14 protein-coding genes and 3 pseudogenes are annotated in these 13,768 nt (G+C 55.7%); 6 read left to right on the forward strand and 11 right to left on the reverse strand.

From position 1 onward, the window contains the following. Positions 1-70 precede the first annotated feature (70 nt). Positions 71-730, reverse strand: a complete 660-nt coding sequence (locus RGU44_RS05760) for a GntR family transcriptional regulator (RefSeq protein WP_322217761.1) — start codon at positions 728-730, stop codon at positions 71-73. A gap of 479 nt (positions 731-1,209) precedes the next feature. Here RGU44_RS05760 and RGU44_RS05765 point away from each other — a divergent pair, with 479 nt between their 5' ends. Together RGU44_RS05765 and RGU44_RS05770 are read left to right on the forward strand one after the other, a co-directional pair. Beyond that, the gene (locus RGU44_RS05765) at positions 1,210-1,434 is read left to right on the forward strand and encodes a hypothetical protein (RefSeq protein ID WP_322216091.1); all 225 of its coding nucleotides are present in this window, start codon (positions 1,210-1,212) and stop codon (positions 1,432-1,434) included. Positions 1,435-1,913: 479 nt separating this feature from the next. Continuing rightward, positions 1,914-2,150 (forward strand): annotated as a pseudogene (locus RGU44_RS05770) (Arm DNA-binding domain-containing protein); the annotation flags it as partial. 45 nt (positions 2,151-2,195) lie between these two features. Here the strand turns inward: RGU44_RS05770 and RGU44_RS05775 are convergent. Together RGU44_RS05775 and RGU44_RS05780 are read right to left on the reverse strand one after the other, a co-directional pair. Next, on the reverse strand, positions 2,196-3,191 hold the full coding sequence (locus tag RGU44_RS05775) for an IS3 family transposase (protein WP_322216093.1): 996 nt from the start codon (positions 3,189-3,191) through the stop codon (positions 2,196-2,198). 79 nt (positions 3,192-3,270) lie between these two features. After that, positions 3,271-4,299 (reverse strand): AraC family transcriptional regulator, encoded by a 1,029-nt coding sequence (locus tag RGU44_RS05780; RefSeq protein WP_322216095.1) that lies wholly within the window; start codon positions 4,297-4,299, stop codon positions 3,271-3,273. 223 nt (positions 4,300-4,522) lie between these two features. On the opposite strand from RGU44_RS05780, the gene RGU44_RS05785 reads away from it, so the two are divergent. The 3 genes from RGU44_RS05785 to RGU44_RS05795 are packed head-to-tail and all read left to right on the forward strand — an operon-like array spanning position 4,523 to position 7,509. Next, positions 4,523-4,810, forward strand: coding sequence for a lycopene cyclase family protein (locus RGU44_RS05785; protein WP_322216098.1), 288 nt, complete (start codon positions 4,523-4,525; stop codon positions 4,808-4,810). After that, on the forward strand, positions 4,749-5,084 hold the full coding sequence (locus RGU44_RS05790; RefSeq protein WP_322216100.1) for a GMC oxidoreductase: 336 nt from the start codon (positions 4,749-4,751) through the stop codon (positions 5,082-5,084). Before RGU44_RS05785 ends, RGU44_RS05790 begins: the two co-directional genes overlap by 62 nt. Next, on the forward strand, positions 5,071-7,509 hold the full coding sequence (locus RGU44_RS05795; RefSeq protein ID WP_322216102.1) for a flavin-containing monooxygenase: 2,439 nt from the start codon (positions 5,071-5,073) through the stop codon (positions 7,507-7,509). The genes RGU44_RS05790 and RGU44_RS05795 overlap by 14 nt, the downstream gene beginning before the upstream one ends. A gap of 326 nt (positions 7,510-7,835) precedes the next feature. On the opposite strand, the gene RGU44_RS05800 is transcribed toward RGU44_RS05795, so the two are convergent. The 5 genes from RGU44_RS05800 to RGU44_RS05820 form a co-directional block, all read right to left on the reverse strand. After that, entirely contained in the window at positions 7,836-8,021 is a 186-nt protein-coding gene (locus RGU44_RS05800; RefSeq protein WP_322216103.1) for a hypothetical protein, read from the reverse strand. A 31-nt stretch (positions 8,022-8,052) separates the two neighbouring features. After that, positions 8,053-8,397 (reverse strand): cryptochrome/photolyase family protein, encoded by a 345-nt coding sequence (locus tag RGU44_RS05805; RefSeq protein WP_322216105.1) that lies wholly within the window; start codon positions 8,395-8,397, stop codon positions 8,053-8,055. Positions 8,398-8,587: 190 nt separating this feature from the next. Next, positions 8,588-8,893, reverse strand: a complete 306-nt coding sequence (locus tag RGU44_RS05810; RefSeq protein WP_322216108.1) for a DUF6482 family protein — start codon at positions 8,891-8,893, stop codon at positions 8,588-8,590. A 14-nt stretch (positions 8,894-8,907) separates the two neighbouring features. Then, the gene (locus tag RGU44_RS05815) at positions 8,908-9,618 is read right to left on the reverse strand and encodes an SDR family NAD(P)-dependent oxidoreductase (RefSeq protein WP_322216110.1); all 711 of its coding nucleotides are present in this window, start codon (positions 9,616-9,618) and stop codon (positions 8,908-8,910) included. A 291-nt stretch (positions 9,619-9,909) separates the two neighbouring features. Next, complete coding sequence (locus tag RGU44_RS05820) at positions 9,910-10,374, reverse strand: DUF393 domain-containing protein (protein ID WP_322216112.1); 465 nt, start codon at positions 10,372-10,374, stop codon at positions 9,910-9,912. A gap of 1,351 nt (positions 10,375-11,725) precedes the next feature. Between RGU44_RS05820 and RGU44_RS24925 the strand changes: the two genes are divergently transcribed. Then, on the forward strand, positions 11,726-12,433 hold the full coding sequence (locus RGU44_RS24925; protein WP_416194628.1) for a methyl-accepting chemotaxis protein: 708 nt from the start codon (positions 11,726-11,728) through the stop codon (positions 12,431-12,433). A 222-nt stretch (positions 12,434-12,655) separates the two neighbouring features. On the opposite strand, the pseudogene RGU44_RS05830 reads toward RGU44_RS24925, so the two are convergent. The 3 genes and pseudogenes from RGU44_RS05830 to RGU44_RS05840 all read right to left on the reverse strand — a co-directional run. Further along, a pseudogene (locus RGU44_RS05830) lies at positions 12,656-12,871 on the reverse strand (integrase); the annotation flags it as partial. Between the two features lie 17 nt (positions 12,872-12,888). Beyond that, a pseudogene (locus RGU44_RS05835) lies at positions 12,889-12,996 on the reverse strand (IS3 family transposase); the annotation flags it as partial. 19 nt (positions 12,997-13,015) lie between these two features. Continuing rightward, positions 13,016-13,711, reverse strand: a complete 696-nt coding sequence (locus RGU44_RS05840; RefSeq protein WP_322216115.1) for a pirin family protein — start codon at positions 13,709-13,711, stop codon at positions 13,016-13,018. Positions 13,712-13,768: the final 57 nt, after the last annotated feature.

The following is a 13,768-nucleotide window of genomic DNA, read 5'->3' on the forward strand; positions in this document are numbered from 1 at the left end:
ATGCGGGGGCTGGGCGGCTTGATGGATTTACCAAGACTCGATGACGAAATCAGCACAGTGGGGCTGGCGGCTATTTAGCGCAGGGTAGATGTTCCAGCAAGGTTTTGCAGACACCGGCAATGTGCTCGTCAAGCAGCACCACGGCGCGATCCACATCACCGGCGCGGCAGGCTTCAAGGATTTCCCGGTGCTCATGGTCGGCCCGCTCCTTGCCCGCCGAGAGGCTCATCTGCATGCGCAAGTAACGCTCCAGTTTGTCGTTGACCGAACGGATCATGCTTACCAGGAACGGGCGTTGCGCCGGTTCATACAGGCAGGCGTGCAACTCCCAGTTGAGCTCGGCCCAGCGGCCCACATCGTTTTCGCCGATGAACTCCTGGCAGATACGTTCAGCCCGGGTGAAGGTTTCCTCGGTCATATTCGGAATAGCCAGGCGCAGCACCTTGTCTTCGAGCAGCATGCGCACTTCAAACATTTGCGCCAGCTCCGGCTCGGAGATACGCGTGACCATGGCCCCGCGATTGCGCTGAAATATCACCAGCCCTTCTGCTTCCAGGCGTTTAAGGGCTTCGCGCACCGGAATCTTGCTGACGTTGAACTGGCGGGCGATGTCGTCCTGGCGAATCGGCTCGTCCTCGGCGAAATGTCCGGCGACGATGGCGTCACGTAAATGACGGGTGATGATCTCTGAAGTCGACGGCGTATTGCCAAGGTCTGGAGCATTGAGCATTGGTAGGGTCACGGTGGCGATCGTTTGGAATGAATTTTAGATAGGGTATACGAATTTACCTTGGTATTCCCCACCGCCCTGTTGCCTTTTCGCCGCTTGCTGGAAACCCATTAGTTGGTGCAGGTACTGTGCAAGGTGACAAGGGCATGCCTCTGGTCCCGGAACTGTTGAACCGCAGGCGGCATGCGTCGTGCCGGAGTTCCCCGTGCAGATCTGCCGCATACCGCGAGGGTATATGCGGTGATTGATACGATTGTCGAGGTGTTTTCAGGCGTCGGCGAGTGAAGCCTGGGGCTCTAAGGCCCCAAGGCAACTTATGCTCACGGCATTTCCGGCAGCTCTTACTGTCGCAGGTCTAACATCAGCACTTCTGCGACCTAAATCTTGGCCGAATTACGGCGGTAAGTGCATCTGAAGACGCCGTCCTCCCAAGGCTGGATCGAGACGTAGATTGGCACAGGATAGTTGCAGTGCGTCTGGTGCCACACAGGGATCTGTCGGCCGAGCAGGCCCGTATGGTCCGTGAGGAATACATGGGGGGTACTGCAGCAACGGTTTTTAACGTCCGCGCCCCCATCGCCAAGTATTTAATCCAATCCTTCCGAGCGGCCATCGATCCTGAGCGGGAGAGGGCTCCAGAACATCTGCTCATGGTCTACCAGCCCGAAGAGTTGCCTGCGGTGGTCGATATTCGTCGGTTGTGAGTTGCCTGGTGAGCGGGGGAGGTTGGGACGTCTTTTCGGGGGGGACTCATACCTGTTGATCCTGTGAAAATGACACTGCCAGCTTGATGATCGTTCGTCCATTGGCTTTGGGTAGAACCCAATAGCCTTGCTTAGAATCACCCCTTTTTTCGCTCTTGAAACACCCCAAAAACAAGTCCAGAATTGAGTCTTTTCCTGCTTCGGCAAGAAAAGAAACCCCTTAGATTTCAAAGGGTCGGACGCCAGATGCGAGTCTCATTTCCCGCTCCAAATATAGCGCTGCAGAATTCCATTGGATTCTGTGACGATTGAAATAAGGACCTTCGGGTCCTTTTTTCGTTCCGGCGGGAACCACTGGAATCCAGCACCATCCGGTGCGTTTAAGTCCAGGATTTTGATGCGTACTAAATCGGTTTGTTGCTGGAGCAGTTTGCGTACCGAGATGAGCATCTGGCCCTGACTCTGTTCAGGAGCTTGCGATGGCACTCTCAGAAATGTCTATTAGGCACGCCCGAATCACTGGTATTAACTACACGCTCGATGACAGTGACGGCCTCACGCTCAATGTGACGGCCAGCGGTGGAAAGATCTGGCTTTTCCGTTACTACTGGACGGGCAAGCAGAAGCGCATGTCCTTGGGTTGTTACCCGCAAATTAGCCTCAAAGAAGCGCGTACCTTGGTTGCCCAAGGCATCAATCCCTATGAGCGCCGTAAAACAGCAGCGCCGTGCTGGGGGGGTGCGGCAAAAAACTTGGACTGGTTATGCCGCGAGGCCCAGGCTCTCACGATACTCAACAGGACTGAGAGCGCCGAGAGAAATCTTGATTCGTTTCTCGTTGTACCAGCGAATATATAAATCCAGGGCCTGAATAAACTGCTCGATGCTCGTTGACTGCCAGTTGCGAGGATAGAACCGCTCCGTTTTCAGCCGGCCGAAGAAGCCTTCACAAGCCGCGTTGTCAGGCGAGCATCCCTTGCGCGACATCGAACGAATCAGCTTTGCATTCAAGCGCTGCACCACCTTCTCTGACAGACGCACACGCTGCCTGCTCAGCGAAACCCGCATCCGGCGGTAGCCATAGCAGCGATGATTGCGCTCGAAGATGTCCGCCATGGCACGACGCACTTCGGTGTATTTTTCCGCGACCTGCATTCGGGCTCGATGATAGACATAGGAGCTTCGGGCCAAGCCCAGCGCTTCAAGCAGCTCTGACAAGGAGTATGTCGGCCTCAGGGCATCAGCCAGCAATGTCTTCTCCCTATTGGTCAGGACTTGCCGGTCGATGCCCGTATCTTTTTTTATGAGTTCATTCGCCTTCATCAACAGGTCGTGCTCAAGTTGCAGACGGCGCACGTCTAGCCGAAGAGATTCAAGTTGCCGCTGCAACTCTTCTCGCTCCGGTGACGATGGAGTTTTTTGTCGGCGTTTCATGGATGCGGATGCCTCTGGGCCGAGTAGCTGATTTTTCCAGTTGTACAAGGTTGGCCTGCACACGCCCAGCTTTTGAGCCACGGCGTTCGTACTTTCTTGTCGCGTGCACAGCGCGATGACCCCAGCCTGCTTCATCGCTGGAGGCCATGCTAGTCCATCAGATCGACCAATGACGCGCGTGTGCAGTTCGGGGTGCAACTGGTGAATCCAGGCACGCAATGAATCCCGTGCCGGGTAGCCCAACTGACGAATAGTTGCCCCGGTGTGCTTCCCCAGTTTGATGTAGAGCTTGATCGCTCGGATGCGGTCTTCGTATGAATACATGAACTACCTCCAGGTAGTCCAAGATTTCTACCGCACCCCGATTTCAGAGGCTGCATACGGGTCAGTAAAAATCAGTAGCCTAGGTCAAAATCGCATCAGCGCCAACAGTGCCGAGAAACTGGCTCGGAGCCACCCCATGCCAACGCTTGAACGCTTGGGAAAAACTCGACAGATCACTGAAGCCCAGTCGCTCGGCGATCTCGGTCAGGCTCAGGCGGGAGTCGTTGAGCATTTCGATGGCGCTGCGGCTGCGGGCTTCGGCTAAGAGTGTCCGGAAGGTGGTGCCCTCGTTGTGCAATCGGCGCTTGAGGGTGCGTGCGCTGATGTGTGTCAGACGGGCCATGGAGGTGAGGTCCGGTGGCGCATTGTCGATACTGGTCAGGTAGTGCTGCACCAAAGCAGTCATGCCCGAGCGGGCGATTCGGCGTTGCATCAACTGCGTGCACATCTGCTCGCACATTGTCACCGTGACGGCGTTGGCCTGGGGTAATGGGCGAGACAGGAACGCGCGATTGAACGCCAAGCTATTGCAGTTGGCCGAGTAGGCGGGAGGGATGCCCAGCACGTGATCGTTGCCAGGCTGCGTTGGCGCAGTGGCTTTGAGGGTGAAACGGGATAGCGAGAAGTGTTCGCCCCCCGACTCGTTGAGCAGCACCGCCGCCGCAGCCATGTCCCGAGCCAGTAGAAAATCTTGTAAGTCCGGCGGCAGCCCAGGCACAGCAAAGGTCAACACACCATCACTGCCTTGCTCTTCATAGGAAATAACCGTGAACGCGTAGGTGAGCGGCAGAAACCGCAGAGCCAGGGCCAGTGCATCACCGGTGGTAGCACTGCTGATCAGACCGTAGCCGAACAGGCCATAGATGGAGAAGTGGTAGCGCGATCCCACTTCATAACCTAACCCCGGCGGCTGCCCGAGCAATTGCAGTAGATTGCCGGTCACGCCTAGCTCCTGGTCGGCGCTCAGCTCTACGTTAGGATCGGCCAGTTGCGCCTGCGTCAGCCCCGAGCCGGCCAGCACTGCGGTGGCCGACAGGCCCTTTTCGCGGCCGAACTCCACCAGTAGCAAAGCGCTGGCCGGGCCGCGCCTAAAATCCCGAAAGCTCATGCCTGTGTGCCTGTCGCGAAAGATTGGCCCGAATAATAAAACAGTTGTCCCTTTCCAGCATGGGTCTCTTTACTGATGGGCCTCACCATCATCCATGCACGGTTCGCCGTTTTAATAACAATAAAAGGCCGTCGCGGCACTTGGGTGAGTCAGAAGGCCCGATTGAATGTTCCTGAGCAGATGCTTGGGCATTTTGTACTGCCTTGCGCATGGAAAAATAACAATGAAAATGACCTTCGATTACATCGTCGTGGGCGGTGGTTCTGCTGGGTGTGTGGTCGCCGGGCGGCTGGCCGAAAATCCGGATGTCAGCGTTTGTATTTTGGAGGCGGGCGGTGGCGGCCAATCCAGTCTGATCAATATCCCGGCCGCCATGGTGACCATGGTGGCGACCTCGGTGAACAATTGGGCTCAAAGAGGTCTGTCGTTTCCGCCGGGAGCGCCGGGGCATGCTGACCTCGAATTTTGCCGAGGGCGGGGCGTTTCTCAAAACCCGCGAGGATCTGGATAAACCGGATATTCAATTGCATTTCGTCGTCGCCCCAGTCGAGGACCATGCCCGCAAATCTCGCCTTGGTCATGGGCTTTCCTGCCAAGTCTGTCTGCTGCGTCCACGCAGTCGCGGCGCGGTGTCGCTGGCGAGTAAAGACCCGCAGGATGCACCCTGGATTGATCCGGCTTTTCTTCAGGACCCACAAGATCTGGAGGACAGGGTCGCGGCATTCAAATTTGAAGACTCGACCACTGCCAATAACAAGAACGAGGCACCTTATGTCGTTGCATGATTTTGATGTCCACCTTGAGTCGGCAACGCCGCTGACTGCGATCATCATCGGTACCGGCTTCGCTGGCATCGGCATGGCCGTTGCGCTGCAAAAGGCCGGTGTGAAAGACTTCGTGATTCTGGAGAAAAAGCACGACGTCGGCGGTGTCTGGCGGGATAACAGCTACCCCGGCGCAGCGTGTGACGTGCCTTCGCACTTGTATTCGTTTTCGTTTGAACTGAATCCGGACTGGAGCCGAGTCTTTGCACCCCAGGGTGAGATTCATGCCTACCTGCGGCGCTGTGCTGACAAGTATGGACTGGGTAAATACATTCGTTTTGGCGCCGAAGTCGCGTCCGCTGAATTCGACGAAGTCACTTCACTGTGGCAGGTCACCCAGAAAAACGGGAGCGTACTGAGCGCGTCCTTGTTGATCAGTGGCACCGGACAGCTCAGCCGCCCGGCGTTTCCTAAACTGGCGGGCATGGATACTTTCAAAGGTCATGTCTTTCACTCGGCCACTTGGGATCACAGTTACTCGCTGGCGGGTAAACGGGTGGCGGTGGTGGGTACCGGCGCTTCAGCGATCCAGTTCGTGCCGGCCATTGCCGAACAGGTCGAGCACCTGAAGGTGTTCCAGCGCTCGCCCGCGCACATGATACCGCGTCCAGACCGCGCCTACTCCGAGCGGGAAAAATCACTGCTACGCAATATCCCCTGGACGATGACGGCGTACCGAGCTTCGATCTACATGCGGTATGAATCAAGGGCGCTGGCGTTTACCCGGTTCAAGGGGTTGATGAAGTGGGCGGTGGGTATTCCGTTTCGCAAGCTGCTGACCGAGCAAGTGACTGACCCCGTGCTGCGGGAGAAGCTGACCCCGGATTATCCTTTCGGCTGCAAGCGCATCCTGCTGTCCAGCGAATACCTCAAGATCATGAACCGGTCCAACGTGGAATTGATCACCGACGGTATTGTGCGGGTCATCGAGAACGGGATTGAAACCGCTGATGGTGAGCAGCATGAGGTTGATGCGATCATCTACGGCACCGGGTTCGCGGCCACCGAGTTTCTGTCACCGATGCGCATTGTCGGGCGCGGCGGTGTGGACCTTAACCACGTCTGGCGCGACGGCACCCGTGCTTATCTGGGGCTGACGGTTCCAAACTTCCCCAATTTCTTCATGCTCTACGGCCCGAATACCAACTTGGGCCACAATTCCATCGTGTACATGCTGGAAAGCCAGATCGCTCATGTCATGCGCTGCTGGCGCACGCTGAACGCAACGGGGGCGAACACGGTTGAAGTCGATCAAGGCGTTTATGAGCGTTTCCACGGGCAGACCCAGAAACGCCTGGCTAACACCGTGTGGAACGGCTGCAAGAGCTGGTACGTCGATGACGCTGGCAACAACAGTACCAATTGGCCGGGTTTCACTTTGAGCTATCGCTGGTTGACGCGATTCTCGGGCTTGCATGCGTATCGTTTTTCCCGTCAGTTCGAAGGCGGCACCACGATTGCCGAATCTCGGGATTGGCCGGAAGTGCTGAATGCCTTATTTTTGCGGGGCTTTTTGCGTGCAACGTTTCGGTCGTTGATCGGGCCGGGATTGGGCGTCGTCGCACAGAGAAGGGTGGTCAGCGTGCTTTCCGGGCTGATGCCCGGCATCACGGGTGTTAACCATTATCGCCAGCAGGTCAATGGCGTCCCCGTGCAGGTGGTTGCCCCCAAACAAGGCGAAAATGACGGCGTCATTTTGTACCTGCACGGTGGGGCGTTTTGCCTGGGCTCGCCGGACACACATTGGAGCGTCACCAGTCGTCTGGCCAAGGCGTCCGGGATGTCGGTATGGGTAGCGGATTACCGATTGGCGCCTGAACATCCTTGCCCTGCGGCGCTGGACGATGCGTTGGCCTGTTATGAGGCGTTGCGTGCCCAAGGCTATGCGGCCAACCGGATTTTTCTGGCAGGCGATTCGGCGGGGGCTGCGTTGGTGTTGGCCTTGGCCCTCAAGCTCCGGGACCGTTACGAGCGTTTTGCCGCAGGGCTGCTGCTAATGTCTCCGGTCACCGACGAACACTTTGCTGGCGCCTCAATGACCTCGCGACTCAAGGATGACCCGATGATTCGTCGCGGTTGGCTTGAGCAGGGATTGGGTTGGTATGCCTCCAACGAGGTGATGCACAGTCCGTTGCAGGTGGATCTGTATGGGCTACCTCCAATGCTGGTTCAGGTTGGCGACCATGAGCTGCTGTTATCCGATTCCACACGTTTGGCCGAACACGCAGTCAACAGCGGGGTGGATTGCCGTCTGGAGGTGTACGCCGGACGTTGGCACGTCTTTCAACTGCAAGCCTTTTACCTGCGTTCGGCGGCCAAGGCTCTGAACGCTTTGGGCGCGTTTGCCCGTGAACAGCTGGCGAGCGCGAAGCCCGAAGCATCGTAAAGCCAGAAACAGAAAAGCTCGCTATCCCCTTGAAGGATTGCGGGCTTTTTATTGCTCGGCGTTCTAGTGGGTGCACCTGTTGAACATCAGTATCGACACCCGTGCCAGCATCAACTGCAATGCGCCAACCATGCTCCAGAAGAGCAGCACCATTACTGTTAGCAGGCTCATGTTGACCTAGGACTTCAAGGCTGACATCGATCAGGTCGCCGCGCCCATCGCCAGGCTGACACTCCTGCATCATGGTCGCGCCTGTAAAGCGTCGATATTGTTCGCTGCCGTGGTCGAAACTCACCTCTGCCACTCTGGCACAGAGTTGGCGCACATTAAGCAAGACGATGTTTAGGGCTATCGAGGAAGTGCCGCCACAACTCCTGGGCTTCTGCGTGGGTCACCGGGTAATCGAAACGATCCAGGCTCCATAATGATCCTTGAAGCGGGTCGCCAACCACTGCGAGTACTTCGCAGGTAATGTCATCCGCGGCGAAACTCGCATGAAAAGGCCCGCTCAATCCCCTCGGCAGTTTTTTACGATTTTCCGTGTCAAGGTGTCCAAACACCACTCACTGGGCTGCCATCCGGTTCGAGAAGCAGTCGAGTGCGCTTGCGCATCTCGCGGTAGAACACTTCCATTCGTAAATGAGCGCGCCCTCCTGCCCAGTGTACGAAATCCTCGCTAGAGCAAAGAAAACGCCGATCGTCATGCCAGACTATCTGCAGATCGTACTCACGCAGCTTCTGTTCTAAACGCCATTCCCCATATTCGGTTATGTGTACATGCTCTGCCGTCAATTTACCGGCCCTACGACGCAACTCACAGGCCGAAGTGCAGCTATTGCCGACCTCATCGATTTGAGCGTAAATAAAATTCCATCCACGCTCGCGCAAGGCAAGCTCAAAGTGACGCGTGGCACTAAAGATGAGCGCGATATTCTAGGGTGGTGTGGTATCTAGTTAGCCTCGGCGATGACCTCCGTCATCAGTATGGCGTCATGATCGGTATCCAATGCATCGCACAGTCTCAGATCGAAAGACAGCTGATCGCCCAGCAAAAGCCCCATATTTCGAACAGGCGGTCTCACCAAGGCGCAGCCAGCGAAAAAGGAATTCGCAACGACTCAATGGGGCCTTCTCGCCCGCCGCACATTTCATCATGGACGCACTGCTGCACAAGCACACAAGGAAATGGCGGAACCAGTTGCAACAGATCGCGCAAGTGAGTGACGGAACGAAGGTGCATAGGCTTCGCCAAATCGTTCAGCAGCGTAAGCTGGCCGTGATCTAGCCTAATGCGCGCTATATAGATACCGCGCTCCAGAGATAGCAGTTCCAGCTCCCGTATCTCGCCATTCGCGGCCAGCTCAGTCAATTTTTTCAGATTCAAGTTCCACTCCTTGCCTACCAGGGTAGGCGCTCTCCGTCATAAGCAAAGAAATTTCCGCTGTCGGCAGGGCCCAGGCGGTCAATCAGCGATAGCAGCTCATGCGCGGCAAGACTTGCCGGTCTTGCTGCAGCGGCGCCACGAAAGGGTTGGGAAAGACCCGAAATAACGGTGCCTGGATGAAGACTCAGTAAACGGGATTTAGGGCAGGTTCGTGCCAGTTCGATTGATGCTGTTTTAATCAGCATGTTCAACGCCGCTTTGGAGGCACGGTAGGCATACCAGCCGCCTAAGCGGTTATCGCCAATACTCCCGACCTTGGCAGAGAGCAGCGCCATCGCTCCACGAGAATCAAGCAATGGCAAAAAGTGACGCAACACCAGAGCGGGTCCCAAGGTATTCACTTGAAATACAGTCCTGAACGCATCGTCTTCAATCTCGGAGTAACTTTTCTCAGGCTTGATTTCGCCACGATGGAGCAGACCTGCGGCATGCAGGATCAACTGATACGGTGCTTCTTCGGCCAATTCGGCAGCAGCCTTGGCGATACTCGCAGGCTCTTCCAGATCCAACCGTGGAAAACTATGGCGTCCCAGTTCGCGAACCCCCACACAACGTGGATCCTCATTGAGCAATTCGCAAAAGGCCGACCCGAGTGCGCCGCTGGCGCCTATCACTAAGGCTCGGTAGCCGTCGCCAAGGGAATTCATCCGCAAGGGATCGTTCATTGAGTCTCCTCCGCAAACTGGCGGTGGAAAAATAACGTCACGTGCCCCATCTCTATGCCGAACCTGGGCATGCTGGAGCAGTTGATTACGCCGACGAGGGTTTTACGGTGATGCTCGACTAATGATGGGTTCATTTTGATGCCTCTCAGCCATGCTGCACTTCAGGTGACGTCCACTCTTATCATTAGGCACGTGCCTGTCACGCAAGGTTTGAAGCAGATAACTCAGGCTTCGGTAGAGCAGCACATGTGGCCCAGGTCTTTCGTCGGGCGAATGACAGAGTGAAGCTTTCTAGGTCTGCTTTGTTTTCAATGTCGGCTGGTTGCTTGGCGCGGTTTTCTGCTCCGGCACCGTGCATCGGTTGTCGGGACAGCGACGGCTGCCATCAGGATGAGGTAGCCATGCCAAATAAGGGCGTAAGCGGCAGAACAGGCTATAGCCGGCTGCAAGCAGCGGCCGAATTGCGCGCCATGTCAGTGGAGTGGCCCACATACCCAGACCGGCTGCTCGCCAGCTCCATAGGGTAGCGTCTAGACCCGTAACCCAGCGGCCATCGGCGAAGCTGGCATGAAGTGACGACTGCATTTGCTCGAGAGTGAACCCCAGTGCCTTGACGTCAAAGTCATCGTGACTGATGTCAAAAAACAGCAGTCGCGCCTGTATGGCGCGTAGGCTCAGGATCTTGATTTCTCGAGCGCAGAGCGGGCATTCACCATCAAAGTAAAGCGTCAGTGGCCATTGCTCTATATTGTACATACGCATACACTTTGTATAGGTTTTGCATAAGGTATGCCGAAAAAAACAGACTTACAATAGCCGCCATCCTTTTACCGTGATATGAGCAGTCATGCCCACCCAGGAGGAAGGTTCATATGGGTTTTCTATTGGGCTCACCGCCGGAATGAAAAATGACCGAAGCGGTGCATCGAGCATTTGAATATGAGGAGTAGCGGGTTTTCTCCCCGTCGACGCATGTCATGAAATTCAGGCATTCAAGCACTGGTTCTGACATTCGCAAGGGCAGAACAAAATGACTTCATAGCGTTAACCTATTGCCTCGCCCGTCAATATCAATTACGCGGCCGCAGCCCTGGAACGTACCCTGCCCTCAGGGTGATCGCTCATTTATATCGCTCAATCCAGCCCTTACCGGGTCTATCTCCGAGCTCTCCCCATGAAAAATTCAGTCTCCCTAGCCACGCGCATAGGCCTTGGCTTCGCCGCCATCGTGTCGCTGCTTATATTGATCACCGCTGTTGGTATTCAACGGGTGGGTTTTATCGACTCCACCCTGGAAGACGTCAGCCAGAATGCGGCGAAGGTTCAGCGCTACGCTATAAACTTCCGCGGAAGTGTGCACAACCGCGCCATAGCTATTCGGGACGCTGTGTTGGTGGATACTGATCAAGACTTGGAAATCCACCTGACTGAAGTCATCAATCTGGAAAAGGCCTACGCTGATTCGGCCATACCGTTGGATCAGCTATTCGCAAGCCCGAGAGTGACGTCGCAGGAGCAACAACTGCTACTGACGATTAAAGACATTGAAAAGCAAACTCTGGCGTCTACTAAATCGGTGATTGTCCTACGTCGCGCCGGTGATATTTCTGGAGCACGAGCTTTGTTGCTGCGGCAAACCTCCGGGGACTACAGCGAATGGTTGAAACGCGTCAACGCACTGATTGACTATGAAGAAGTGTCGATCAAGACCCAGCTCAGTGCGGTACAAGCTACCGCTAGTCATTTTCGCGGTCTGATGCTTTTGGCTACCGGTATAGCGCTGCTGCTGAGCATTATCCTGGCGGCCTTTATTGTTCGCTTCATCAAATCAACGCTGGGCGCCGAGCCGACGGAGGTTGCACAGGCTATCCAACGGTTGGCAGCAGGCGATTTGCAACAAACGATCGTTACCGACTATCCGAACAGTGTTATGGGCGTGTTGAAAACCGCCCTCAGCCGCTTGGCCGACACCATCAGTGAAGTACGCATTGCTGCCCAAGAGGTCAACCATTCGTCCATGCAGCTGTTGGCGACATCGTCCGCCAATAATGACCAAATCAGCCTGCAGACTCATGAGGCCAGGCAGGTAGCGACCGCAATTACGCAAATGGCGGCCACGGTCAATGAGGTGTCGGGCTTCGCGTCCCAAGCAGCGGATGCGACGCGTCTCGCAGATGCTGAAGTTGAAAGCGGTAACCGTCTGGTTTCAGACACCACGCTAGCTATCGAGCAACTGGCTACCACATTGGTTGAAACCACCAACACGGTAGAGCAGGTGTCCGCGCATAGCGAACAGATTGAAACGGTTATCGACGTGATCAATTCAATCGCCTCGCAAACAAACCTGTTGGCTTTGAACGCAGCCATCGAAGCCGCCCGGGCCGGTGAACACGGTCGAGGGTTTGCGGTTGTGGCCGACGAGGTGCGCTCACTAGCTAACCGCACGCAGCAGTCGACGGAGGAAATTCGCGCAATGATAAGCACTTTGCAGAGTGGTACCGAAACTGCCGCACAAACCATGCGTAACAGCTGTGAACTGGTAAATCGGACAGTGGCGCAAACCCGCAACGCTCAGAGAGCGCTGTCCAAAATTAGCCAAGAAGTGGGCGCCATAAACCATATGAATACCCAAATCGCCAGCGCCTCTCTCCAGCAAAGTGCTGTGGCCGAGGACGTAGCACAGAATATCACCCGCATCCACAGCTCAACCGTGCAGTCAGCAACTGGATCACGGGAAGTGGCAACGGCCAGCCAGGAGCTGGCGCAGCTAGCTGATCGCCTTACCCAGAAGGTGGCATTTTTCAGGGTGGCTTAGAGGCTATCAAATATCGATGAGCTTAGGCTGTGCCCACGACTATTCCAACAACCCTCTACTTTCGCTTTAATACTGAATTATGCGACGGCTCACTCGGGCTTGACGGCAAAAGCTGACCGATGTTGTGTGAGTCTGTCGCAGGAGCTCAATTATCGGTGACACGAAATGCTATGGATGTGACAGTTCTTTCAGGTTGTGACCAAGTAGCAACTGAACTGCCCCTCATACCTTCGTTCTATGAGAGACAAGAGGTGCCTTTGTGCGTCATAGCGTGTGAGTGCCGTACATGGATGGGTGAAGACCAATGGTTGTCACCCAAGCTTTGACTATTCGGGCGTATTGCCTGGTGGAGAGATGGTCTGAGCCGTGCAGTCGGCTCGGGAACAAGAAATCCTCACTTCTTAAGTGGGTCTGATACATCGAGACCTCCAGAGCGGTGAATCGCCCCGGATTCTCTAGACACCTTGCAAGCTCATTACGTAACGCTTTTCAAACTCTACCGGTGACAGCTGATTGTTGAAACCATGTCGGCGTTTTGAGTTGTAGAACATCTCGATGTAATCACTGCTGAGTGAAGCGGAATCAGGTCACATCCACCAGAATAATTTCACTGTCCTCAATGGCCGTAACGCGCAGCAAGTGCTCATCCTCTACCGCAACGCCATCACGTGCCGCTGCACGCAAACCGTTGACCTCGATGATCCCTGTAGCCGGAACCAGATAGGCTCGGCGACCTGCGTCCAGGGGGTACTCAGCGGTTTCACCGGCCTTCAGGTTGGCGGTTACCAAACGTGCGTTGGCACGAATGCGCAGGCTTTGGTCATCGCCGTCCTTTCCGCTGGCCAGCGTGACGAAACCTTCACGCTGACCTTCAGGGAATGGTTTGGCACCCCATGAAGGCGCTGAGCCGGTCTCATCAGGCACAATCCATATCTGGAAGATCTTGGTCGCAGTCGATTCCATGTTGTATTCGCTGTGGGCTATACCGGTTCCGGCGCTCATGACCTGAACATCACCCGCCTCCGTGCGGCCCTTGTTGCCCAGATTGTCTTCGTGGGTGATCGCACCTTCACGGACGTACGTAATGATTTCCATGTCGCGGTGCGGGTGTTTCGGGAAGCCGGTCTGCGGGGCGATGACATCATCGTTCCATACCCGCAGCTGGCCCCAATTCATGCGCTTAGGGTCGTAATACTCCGCGAAAGAGAAGTGATGATGTGCGTTCAGCCAGCCATGGTTTGCGCCGCCCAACGTGTTAAAGGGTCTTAATTCGAGCATGATTGAGGCCTCCAAAGCAGAGCCAGGCTGTTCGCGCCAGTACTGCTGAACGATAAA

The organism is Pseudomonas sp. 5C2, from assembly GCF_034314155.1.
In the GTDB taxonomy this organism is placed as follows: domain Bacteria; phylum Pseudomonadota; class Gammaproteobacteria; order Pseudomonadales; family Pseudomonadaceae; genus Aquipseudomonas.

What these genes read in the sequence shown, in the direction of transcription:
- RGU44_RS05760 (WP_322217761.1), bottom strand. Translation starts at nt 730, where the DNA reads ATGCTCAATGCTCCAGACCTTGGCAATACGCCGTCGACTTCAGAGATC.
- RGU44_RS05815 (WP_322216110.1), bottom strand. Translation starts at nt 9,618, where the DNA reads ATGAACGATCCCTTGCGGATGAATTCCCTTGGCGACGGCTACCGAGCC.
- RGU44_RS24925 (WP_416194628.1), top strand. Translation starts at nt 11,726, where the DNA reads ATGGCGGCCACGGTCAATGAGGTGTCGGGCTTCGCGTCCCAAGCAGCG.
- RGU44_RS05780 (WP_322216095.1), bottom strand. Translation starts at nt 4,299, where the DNA reads ATGAGCTTTCGGGATTTTAGGCGCGGCCCGGCCAGCGCTTTGCTACTG.
- RGU44_RS05785 (WP_322216098.1), top strand. Translation starts at nt 4,523, where the DNA reads ATGAAAATGACCTTCGATTACATCGTCGTGGGCGGTGGTTCTGCTGGG.
- RGU44_RS05820 (WP_322216112.1), bottom strand. Translation starts at nt 10,374, where the DNA reads ATGTACAATATAGAGCAATGGCCACTGACGCTTTACTTTGATGGTGAA.
- RGU44_RS05795 (WP_322216102.1), top strand. Translation starts at nt 5,071, where the DNA reads ATGTCGTTGCATGATTTTGATGTCCACCTTGAGTCGGCAACGCCGCTG.
- RGU44_RS05775 (WP_322216093.1), bottom strand. Translation starts at nt 3,191, where the DNA reads ATGTATTCATACGAAGACCGCATCCGAGCGATCAAGCTCTACATCAAA.
- RGU44_RS05790 (WP_322216100.1), top strand. Translation starts at nt 4,749, where the DNA reads ATGCTGACCTCGAATTTTGCCGAGGGCGGGGCGTTTCTCAAAACCCGC.
- RGU44_RS05840 (WP_322216115.1), bottom strand. Translation starts at nt 13,711, where the DNA reads ATGCTCGAATTAAGACCCTTTAACACGTTGGGCGGCGCAAACCATGGC.